11 protein-coding genes and 1 pseudogene are annotated in these 8,209 nt (G+C 68.8%); 10 read left to right on the top strand and 2 right to left on the bottom strand.

Annotated elements, in window-relative coordinates; translation table 11 throughout:
- From ABZS54_RS32785 to ABZS54_RS32740, 10 genes and pseudogenes are all read left to right on the top strand, one after another.
- Window positions 1–504 (top strand): annotated as a pseudogene (locus ABZS54_RS32785) (hypothetical protein); the annotation flags it as partial.
- 109 nt (window positions 505–613) lie between these two features.
- Window positions 614–1,222, top strand: a complete 609-nt coding sequence (ssb, locus tag ABZS54_RS32780; protein WP_355544412.1) for a single-stranded DNA-binding protein — start codon at window positions 614–616, stop codon at window positions 1,220–1,222.
- Window positions 1,223–1,325: 103 nt separating this feature from the next.
- Window positions 1,326–1,562 carry a hypothetical protein gene (locus tag ABZS54_RS32775; protein WP_355544409.1) on the top strand — a complete coding sequence of 79 codons (237 nt, stop codon included), beginning with the start codon at window positions 1,326–1,328 and terminating at the stop codon, window positions 1,560–1,562.
- A 97-nt stretch (window positions 1,563–1,659) separates the two neighbouring features.
- Window positions 1,660–2,805, top strand: coding sequence for a DNA cytosine methyltransferase (locus ABZS54_RS32770; RefSeq protein ID WP_355544406.1), 1,146 nt, complete (start codon window positions 1,660–1,662; stop codon window positions 2,803–2,805).
- Window positions 2,806–2,842: 37 nt separating this feature from the next.
- On the top strand, window positions 2,843–3,058 hold the full coding sequence (locus ABZS54_RS32765) for a hypothetical protein (RefSeq protein ID WP_355544403.1): 216 nt from the start codon (window positions 2,843–2,845) through the stop codon (window positions 3,056–3,058).
- A gap of 120 nt (window positions 3,059–3,178) precedes the next feature.
- On the top strand, window positions 3,179–3,865 hold the full coding sequence (locus ABZS54_RS32760) for a hypothetical protein (RefSeq protein WP_355544400.1): 687 nt from the start codon (window positions 3,179–3,181) through the stop codon (window positions 3,863–3,865).
- 10 nt (window positions 3,866–3,875) lie between these two features.
- Window positions 3,876–4,127: a hypothetical protein gene (locus tag ABZS54_RS32755; RefSeq protein WP_355544397.1), complete on the top strand. Its 252-nt coding sequence runs from the start codon at window positions 3,876–3,878 to the stop codon at window positions 4,125–4,127.
- Window positions 4,124–5,968, top strand: a complete 1,845-nt coding sequence (locus tag ABZS54_RS32750) for a DNA polymerase (protein WP_355544394.1) — start codon at window positions 4,124–4,126, stop codon at window positions 5,966–5,968. Before ABZS54_RS32755 ends, ABZS54_RS32750 begins: the two co-directional genes overlap by 4 nt.
- A gap of 131 nt (window positions 5,969–6,099) precedes the next feature.
- Window positions 6,100–6,765, top strand: coding sequence for a ParA family protein (locus ABZS54_RS32745; RefSeq protein ID WP_355544391.1), 666 nt, complete (start codon window positions 6,100–6,102; stop codon window positions 6,763–6,765).
- Window positions 6,758–7,132: a hypothetical protein gene (locus tag ABZS54_RS32740; protein ID WP_355544388.1), complete on the top strand. Its 375-nt coding sequence runs from the start codon at window positions 6,758–6,760 to the stop codon at window positions 7,130–7,132. The genes ABZS54_RS32745 and ABZS54_RS32740 overlap by 8 nt, the downstream gene beginning before the upstream one ends.
- A 255-nt stretch (window positions 7,133–7,387) precedes the next feature.
- Here the strand turns inward: ABZS54_RS32740 and ABZS54_RS32735 are convergent, their stop codons facing one another.
- Both ABZS54_RS32735 and ABZS54_RS32730 read right to left on the bottom strand, forming a co-directional pair.
- Window positions 7,388–7,561: a hypothetical protein gene (locus ABZS54_RS32735; protein WP_355544385.1), complete on the bottom strand. Its 174-nt coding sequence runs from the start codon at window positions 7,559–7,561 to the stop codon at window positions 7,388–7,390.
- A 34-nt stretch (window positions 7,562–7,595) separates the two neighbouring features.
- Window positions 7,596–7,982, bottom strand: a complete 387-nt coding sequence (locus ABZS54_RS32730) for a hypothetical protein (protein WP_355544382.1) — start codon at window positions 7,980–7,982, stop codon at window positions 7,596–7,598.
- Window positions 7,983–8,209: the final 227 nt, after the last annotated feature.

The raw sequence follows: 8,209 nt of genomic DNA, 5'->3' as shown, positions 1-8,209 counted from the left end.
GAGCCCGGGACCACCCGGACCGGGGACCACCTGGACGCGGGGACCACCGAGCCCGGGACCACCCGGACCGGGGACCACCTGGACGCGGGGACCACCGAGCCCGGGACCACCCGGACCGGGGACCACCTGGACGCGGGGACCACCGAGCCCGGGACCACCCGGACCGGGGACCACCTGGACGCGGGGACCATGTCAAAGGTTGGTCCCAGGGAGGGCAGCATCCCGGCCCAGACGGACCACGGATCCCGGGACACACGGGATCACGGGAACCCGCGTCCCCGTGACCTCCACACGGTCCCGAGGACCGGTCCCACGCTGAGCGCGGACCGCATGGCCCACGCGCGGGAGCTGGCCCGAGGCATCCTCAGCACCGACTCCGGCAGGGTGAGCCGCCGCACTCTCGCGATGGCGGGGCTCACCGGGAACAACGCGGAGCTGGGCGCCATCTCGAAGGCCCTCAACGAAGAGATCAAGGCGGGGACCCTGACCGCCGACGTTGCCTGATCTGTGCCGGTGAGGATCCGGCTCCCACCGGGAGCCGTGGTCCCCGGGGCATAGAGCACCACGCCCCTCCTGTACGGCCCGTACCGATCGAGTCCGTAGGAGGACACCCGTGAACCGCACCCCCATCACGATCGTCGGAAACCTCACCGACGATCCCGAACTTCGCTTCCTTCCCACCGGCGACGCGGTGTGCAAGTGGACCGTGGCGGTCAACCCCCGCTACTTCAACCGGACCACCAACGAGTGGACCGACGGAGAGCCCACGTTCTGGGGTTGCACCGCCTGGCGCGTGATGGCGGAGAACGTGGCGGAGTCCCTGACCAAGGGCGCCCGCGTGATCGTCACCGGCACCGTGCGCACGGAGCGGTGGGAGGACCGCACCGACGGCACCCCGCGCGAGCGAACCGTGATCGACGTGGATGACATCGGACCCTCCCTCACCTGGGCCACGGCGGAGGTCACCAGGAACGCCCGACGCAACCCCGCGCCGGCGGACGACCCCTGGAACACCGCGACCAAGACCCCGCCCGCCGCGAACACCTCGGGCTCGGGGTCGGAAGGCGCGGACCGCCCGCCGACGAAGGCGGCCGGCGCAAGTCGGCCCCCGGCGAAGACCGCCCGCAAGTCCCCCGCGAAGAAGGCGCCTTCCAAGTCGGTCGCCTACTCGGGCACCGACACCCAGGCGGCCCCGACGTACTCCGATGAGCCGCCGTTCTAGGAACCGCGCGACCCCCGAACGACGCTCGGGGGTCACGGATCCACCCGTGACCCCCGAGCCCAGCACGCTCCCCAACCTTCTCAGCCCAAGGAGCGCACCCAAGATGACCACGAACGCCACCACGACCGCCACCCCCACCGCCCTCCGCGCCCGCCTGGACGCGCTGGAGGCCCGGATCCAGGACCACCGCGACGCGGTCAACAGCGACCACCACCGCCGTGACACCACCGCCTGGAACCTGCGCTACGAACTGATCCAGGCCATCCCGGAGTTCCGCGCCCTCCTGGAGGAGATCGAGAACGGGCCGGACACCTCCGCCCGCCACCTCCGCGTCGCCTGACCCACCCCGCCGCGGGGACCGGTCACGCACCCCGGGGCGGCCCCGTGTCGGCCGCCCCGGATCCTCGCTCGCTCCTGCCACCGCAAGGAGTCCAGCCATGACCACGCCACCTACCGGCCCCCGTATCGGATCGCTGTGCACCGGCTCCGGCGCACTCGACACCGCCGTGACCGATCTCATCGGCGGACACCTCGCGTGGTGCGCGGACAACGACCCCCACGTCCAAACCCTGTTGGCCTACCGACACCCCGACACCCCCAACCTCGGGGACATCACCTTGACCGACTGGAGCGAAGTCCCGCCCGTGGACGCCATCGTGGGCGGGTTCCCGTGCCAGGACATATCCAACGCCGGACCCCGGGAGGGACTGGATGGCGCCCGTTCGCGACTCTGGTGGACAGTCCACGCTGCCGTTCGCAACCTTCGACCCCGAATCGTCTACCTGGAGAACGTCTCCGCCCTCCGGGGCCGGGGTCTCGACATCGTCATCGGCAGCCTGGCCGCGATCGGGTATGACGCGGCGTGGACGTGCGTACGCGCGTCCGACGCCGGCGCCACTCATCGGCGTGACCGGTGGTTCTGTGTCGCTGTCCCTGCCGATGACCCCGTCCCCTTCGCACGCCGCGATACCGGCACCCCGCCCCGAGTCCACGACTCCCGGGGACTGAAGCTCCTGCCGACCCCCACCAGTGCGGACGGCACCGGAGGCCCCGGGGTCTCCGCGAAACGCGCGGGCGGGATGAATCTGCGTACCGCTGTTCTGACCCTGCCGGACCCCGCCGATTGCCCGATGTTCCCGACCCCGAAGGCGTCCGACGGACCCAACGGCGGCCCGAACCAGAGGGACGGGGCGGGCCGTTACTACCTCCCCGGACACGTCGTCAACGTCCTCCCCGACCCCGAGGGCGTACCCCAACCGCTGGCCGGAGGCTTCAGCCCCGAGGCGTGGTGGCACGCGGTGGACGGCACCGACTACACCCCCACCATCCGCCGGTGGGAGACCATCACCGGGCACACCGCGCCACCGCCCACGCTGCCCTCACCGCGGGGCGGCCGGCGCTTAAGCCCCTGGTTCGTGGAGTGGATGATGGGCGCCCTCCCCGGTCTGATCTGTGCGGTCCCGGGGATCCCCAGGGCCCAGCAACTCAAGATCGGCGGGAACGGGGCGGTCACCCTCCAGGCGTACATGGCGTACGCGGCCCTCATGGACGAACTGGCGACCGCCGATCTCGAAGCGGCATAGCCGAACTCACCCAATCGGTACCGATAAAGGAGAGATCATGACCAATCACCTGGCCCAGGAGTACGGACCCGAGATGGCCGAGATCACGGAGGGAAGCGTGGTCACCACCGCGCCGGTGTGTTGCTGGGAGGACATGACCGACTACTCCGGCGATAAGGGCCGCCCGCTGTGGGCCTGCGAGATCTGCGACTGCGACGTCCTGACCGAGAAGGACGGAACGGTCATCCTCATGACCGTGTGTGGTGAGCACTGACGGACACACCCGAGGGGCGGTCCCAGGGCCGCCCCTCCCCCCGGTACGGCGAACGAAGGCTCACCCATGATCCGGGATCCCGTGCACACGGGATCCCATCATCGATAAAGGAGAAAACCCGTGACCCCGTGGAACATGGACACCGTGATCCCTGGCCAGTACACCCCCGTGACCCAGGGGGCCAGGCTCCCCGTCGGCCCGCGCATCTTGGCGTGGTGCGACCGCCACCGACGCGCCATCCTCCCCGGGATCGCCACCACCACCCTGACCGCGTGCGCCCGCGTCTGGCACCACACCGGAGCCGCCGGAGACCTGTCCACGCTCGCGATCCTGGGCGGAGCCGGAATCCTGGGATTCGGCGGAGCCTACGTCTCCGCCACCGGCCGACACGGAAGCGTCGCCATCACCACCGCCGGCGCCACCACCGGCGCCACGTGCGCGGTAGCGGCCGTGACCGCCTACGCGGACCCCTGGCAGCCGGGCGCCCTCCTGTGGGCGATCGGCACCACGGCCGCCTCCATCGCGTACTCCCGCACCCCGAGCCACCAGACCACCCAGGCCCGGACCGCCGACACCCCCACGTACGCCGAACTGGCGCCCGCCCCGCGCGAGATGAGGCCCGCACACGGGGCCGACGCGGCGGCCACCACCGCACTCCTGGAGGCCATCACCCACCGCCTGGCCCTCGGTACCACCCCCCGGGCCACGGCAGCCCTCCCGAGGATCGAAGCTGAGATCCTGGACGCGGAGATCGTCACCCCGACGTCGATCGCGCCGGCGGACACCGAGCCGCCCGCGTTCGGCTAGGCGGCCCGACATGGCCGTACAGGAAGGGCTGTTCGACCCCGAGCCCTACCGCCGGACCGACGCCGAATCCCTGCCCTACCTCGGGGCCGACCCCGCACTCAGCGATGAGGGCCTGGCCGGCGATCGATACGGATGGCTCCTGGGCCTGTTGCCCACACCCACCGCGCCCGCGTGCGACTCCTGCCGGCGGCCCACGATCCTCGGAGCCGTCCCCCTGGTGTGGGTGTGCCCGCGCTGCCACCCCCGGGAGGTCTCGGGATGACCACGTACACACGCACCCACCGCGGTCACACCATGCACGTCCACGCACCCGAGGACGCGACCGCATTCGACGCGGACGCCTTCGCGCGGTTCACCGCGTCGGACACCATCCTCGGGCTCGATGTCGAGACCCGAGCCATCGTCCAGGGCAGTGCAGGGCCGTTCGGCCCCGACGCCGGAGTGAGGTTGGTCCAGTTCGGCAGCCTCACCGACGCATGGGTACTCAACCCGGTGGTCCCCGAGCACCGCGCGGCCATCGAGACCACCTTGAACAACCCCCGGATCCGGTTCGCCAGTCACACCGCGTACGACCCCCTCTGTGTCTGGGCATCCCTGGGGATCCCTCTGGGGCAACGCGCGATCGACACGCACCTTCTCTCGAAGCTGATCGACCCGGACGAACGCGCCGGCCACGGCTTGAAGGAGCTGGCTGCGCGCCACCTGGACCCCGGGCTCGGAGAGGCGGAGACCGCTCTCCTGGAGCGCATGCAAGCCCTGGCGCCCACGGGACAACGCGCGGGCAAGAAGGCTCAGCGGTGGGGGTGGAACAACCTCCCCGTCACCGATGAGGCGTACACGGTGTACGCGGGCCTGGACGCCATCTACGCCAGGAGGCTCCTCCCGGTCCTCCTGGACAAGTGCGCACCGTACGGCCACTTGGTCCGGATGGAGCAGTGGTTGGCCGCACAGTCCACCGGGATCACGATCCGGGGCCTGGCCCTGGACATGGAGTACACGGCCCGCCTTCTGGCCGAGACCCTGGCCCAGTACGACGCGGCCGACGCGGTGATCCGCAAAGAGCTACGGTTCTCCGGCAATTCCCCCAAGTTCGCTACCTGGCTGGAGACCCTGGGAGTTCGGGGGATGCCCCGGACCGACACGGGACAGATCCAGGTCACCCGGGACTCCCTCACGGCCTTGATGGACGATGTGGCCTCCGGGAAGCGGACGTTCCCGCCGCGGTACCGGCCACTGTTGAGCGCCCGCCTGGAGATGGCCCAGACCAAGAACGTGATCACCAACCTGCGCCAGTTCCTCAAGGCGGCCGACGCGAACGGGCGGATCCACCCCACGATCAACACGTTGCGGGCCAAGACCGCGCGCATGTCGATCACCGGGCCGCCCTTGCAGACCCTCAAGAAGTTCGACCCCCGACTCCGGCACTGCCTCCGGGCCGACCCCGGGCATGTGCTGGTGGCGTGCGACTTCTCCCAGGTGGAGATCCGGGTAGCGGCGGCCCTGGCCAAGGACCCCACGCTGATCGGGGTGATCCACAGCGGGGTGGACATCCACTCCGCCACAGCGGAACTGATGTACGGGCCCGGGTACACCAAGGAGGACCGGACGATCAGCAAACGCGCAACGTTCGGGACCGTGTACGGCGGAGGAGTTCGGGCCCTGGCCCAACAGACCGGGGTAGACCTGGCCACCGCGCAATCGGTGATCGACCGGTGGAGGCGGACGTACCCCGCCGTGATCCGCTACGGCCGGCGGCTCAGCGCCATGAAGGTGGTCACCACCGTGACCGGACGACGCATTCCGGCGGACCCGATCAGGTCGTACGCGAACTGCAACTACGCCATCCAAAGCTCCGCGCGGGACCTCCTGGTGGCCGCCGTGTACACCCTGGCCACGCGCCACGGACTCCACGCGCGGCTCTGGCTGTTCGTCCACGACGAAGTGATCGTCCAGGTTCCGGCGGAGCACGCGGAGGAGGTCCGCGATTTGATGGGCCGCGTCATGACGGGGACGTTCCGAGGGGTGCGGATCGAAGCGGAGGCGGAGATCCTGGGGACGCACTGGGGAGCCCTCCAGGAGGCCCCTGACAGCCTGGCAGCCTGACCCCGCTGTCCTGTAAGCCCTTGAGCCCTTGAGCCCGTGTACACGGGCCCAAGGGCTTTCGTGTGCCCGCGACGCGGCCCGGAATCCTCCCATGTCCCCGTGAGCACGGGACCGTGCCCTACCGTGATCCCATGGGAGTTACCAAACGTCGCCCGAAACGTCCGCCGATCGTCCGCACCGTGGTCGTGGGGCTCCTCAAGGGCGGAACGGGCAAGACCACCACCGCGTGGTTCATCGCGCTGTGGTACGCGCTCCAGGGATACAAGGTCAAGTTGCTCGATGCGGACCCGGTGAGCCAAACCGCCTACTCCTGGTACGTCAAGGCGCGGAAGCGGGGATACACGGTCCCCATCGAAGTAGAGCGCTACCCGTACGCGGACATAGCCACATACATCGACACGTGCCTTGAGGACCATGACGTGGTCGTGGTGGACGTCGGAGGCGGAAGCCCCGATCTCCTCATGGACGCGGTCTCCCGGGCCCAGTTGGTGGTCCTGCCCGTGTCACCGGCGGAGGCGGACGAAGAGCGCGTCCCCGCCACCCTCCAAGCGGCGGAGGCGGGCGCCGGCCGCAACCCCGGGCAAGTCCTGGCCACCATCGTCCTGACGAAGGCGGACCATCGCACGTCCCTCCCCGCTGAGGCCCGCAAGGAACTCACCGACGCCAACCTCCCCTTGGCCAAGACCGAGATCAGCGCGTGGACGCACTACATCCGCGCCATGGGCCACATCCCCTCGGGCCTGGCCGAGTACGAAGACCTCATGATCGAACTGAGTAGGGAGTACAACCGTGGCTGAGACCGCGAAGAAGACCGAGCCCGCGAAGAGGACCCCGCCCCGCGCAACACGGGCCCTCGGTGGAGCGAAGGCAACCGCCCAGGAGGGCACGGGCAAGCTCGATACCCCCACACCGCCACAAGCTCCGCCGGCCGCACCGCGGGCGCACGCGACCCCCAGGGCCAAGACAGAGGGAGCCAACACGGCGAAGACCACCCTGGACCTTGACCTCCAGGACTATCGCAAGCTCAAGATCTGGGCCATCACCGACGCCGATGACGCCAGGTTGGTGGAGATCATGCGCGCCCTGGTGGGGGAGTTGCTGGCGGAACCGGATCTACAACGCCGGATCGTGAACCGGATCCAGGACACTCGGGCGAAGGGCTGAACCCGAGGCAGGCGAAGGAAGGGGTACACCATGGAGGTCTGTGAGGATTGCGGAAGGGCTCCGTGCGGGGTCTGCCACGCGCATGGTTGCAGCGATGGATGCACGGCATGCGGTGGCGGTTGCCCCTGCCACTGCACATGCCCGGCAATGCGCGAGGAGGGGTGACGGACCCCAAGAATGCCGAAGGGCCCGACTCCGGTAAGGAGAAGGGCCCTTCGGCATTCTTGGGACGCGGCGGGTTCCTACGGCAGATGATCAGGCGCGTGGGGCGATCCAAGCGTGAACGAAAAGCCCGCACCCGTACGTGCATTCCGCGTGAGAGCCCATGCCGCGTACCGTGTACGCCTCTCCGTCGCACTTCTCGGAGAGGTGGTCATCGCAGACTCGGATTTCGTAGACCTGGGTGTCCGGGGTCGTGGCCTTCTTCATCTCGCGCTCCTTTTCTCAAGGTTGCTTCGCGAAGTTATCCCTTGGCCTTTTCGTTCAAGACCTGGCGCGCCCAATCGGTAACCGAGAGACCTACCCGCGCGGCGGCCAAATCCCAACCGGCTTTATCCGGGGCGGGTACCCGAAGGTTGAACTGAACCGAACCACGGGCCGCCAGGGTTTTCCATTCGATGGAAATTGCCTCGGTGGTGTCCGCGTCTTTCGGGATCCGGCTGTCCGTCACGATCTTTCGGTTCGCCAGGAAGATCCCGCGCTCCGAGTAATTCGCGGCGTACTTCGAGGAACCCAGAGCCTCCACCGCATCCGTGTTCTTAGTGTCCTCCGGGGCGTTCTCGATGAACGCCTCCACGATGTGGTGCTTCGTGGCGCCCACAGTGATTGTCTGGATCAAGGCAAAACGCATTTCTAATTCCCCTCTAACGGTGCTACATGACAGCGTAGCACGTATCAGACAGCGTGCAAGTAGCTAGCTACATGCTAGCGCTACTTGATATCGGTAACCAAGTCTTCGCCGGTGGGCGGGACGTTTGTGCAGGTCAGAGACTAAGCCACCCGCTCCCCGCGCAGCGGGGAGGTAGTCGCTAGCAGCTAGCCGCGAAGCGGTATAGCGTGGTGCGCGCCCTCGAACGA

Source organism: Embleya sp. NPDC005575 (assembly GCF_040605455.1).
Taxonomy (GTDB): Bacteria; Actinomycetota; Actinomycetes; order Streptomycetales; family Streptomycetaceae; genus Embleya.
This window is presented reverse-complemented; position numbering and strand designations above follow the sequence as displayed.

Coding starts and splice junctions, on each gene's coding strand:
- ABZS54_RS32775 (WP_355544409.1), top strand. CDS start 1,326: ATGACCACGAACGCCACCACGACCGCCACCCCCACCGCCCTCCGCGCC.
- ABZS54_RS32770 (WP_355544406.1), top strand. CDS start 1,660: ATGACCACGCCACCTACCGGCCCCCGTATCGGATCGCTGTGCACCGGC.
- ABZS54_RS32765 (WP_355544403.1), top strand. CDS start 2,843: ATGACCAATCACCTGGCCCAGGAGTACGGACCCGAGATGGCCGAGATC.
- ABZS54_RS32755 (WP_355544397.1), top strand. CDS start 3,876: ATGGCCGTACAGGAAGGGCTGTTCGACCCCGAGCCCTACCGCCGGACC.
- ABZS54_RS32750 (WP_355544394.1), top strand. CDS start 4,124: ATGACCACGTACACACGCACCCACCGCGGTCACACCATGCACGTCCAC.
- ABZS54_RS32745 (WP_355544391.1), top strand. CDS start 6,100: ATGGGAGTTACCAAACGTCGCCCGAAACGTCCGCCGATCGTCCGCACC.
- ABZS54_RS32735 (WP_355544385.1), bottom strand. CDS start 7,561: ATGAAGAAGGCCACGACCCCGGACACCCAGGTCTACGAAATCCGAGTC.
- ABZS54_RS32730 (WP_355544382.1), bottom strand. CDS start 7,982: ATGCGTTTTGCCTTGATCCAGACAATCACTGTGGGCGCCACGAAGCAC.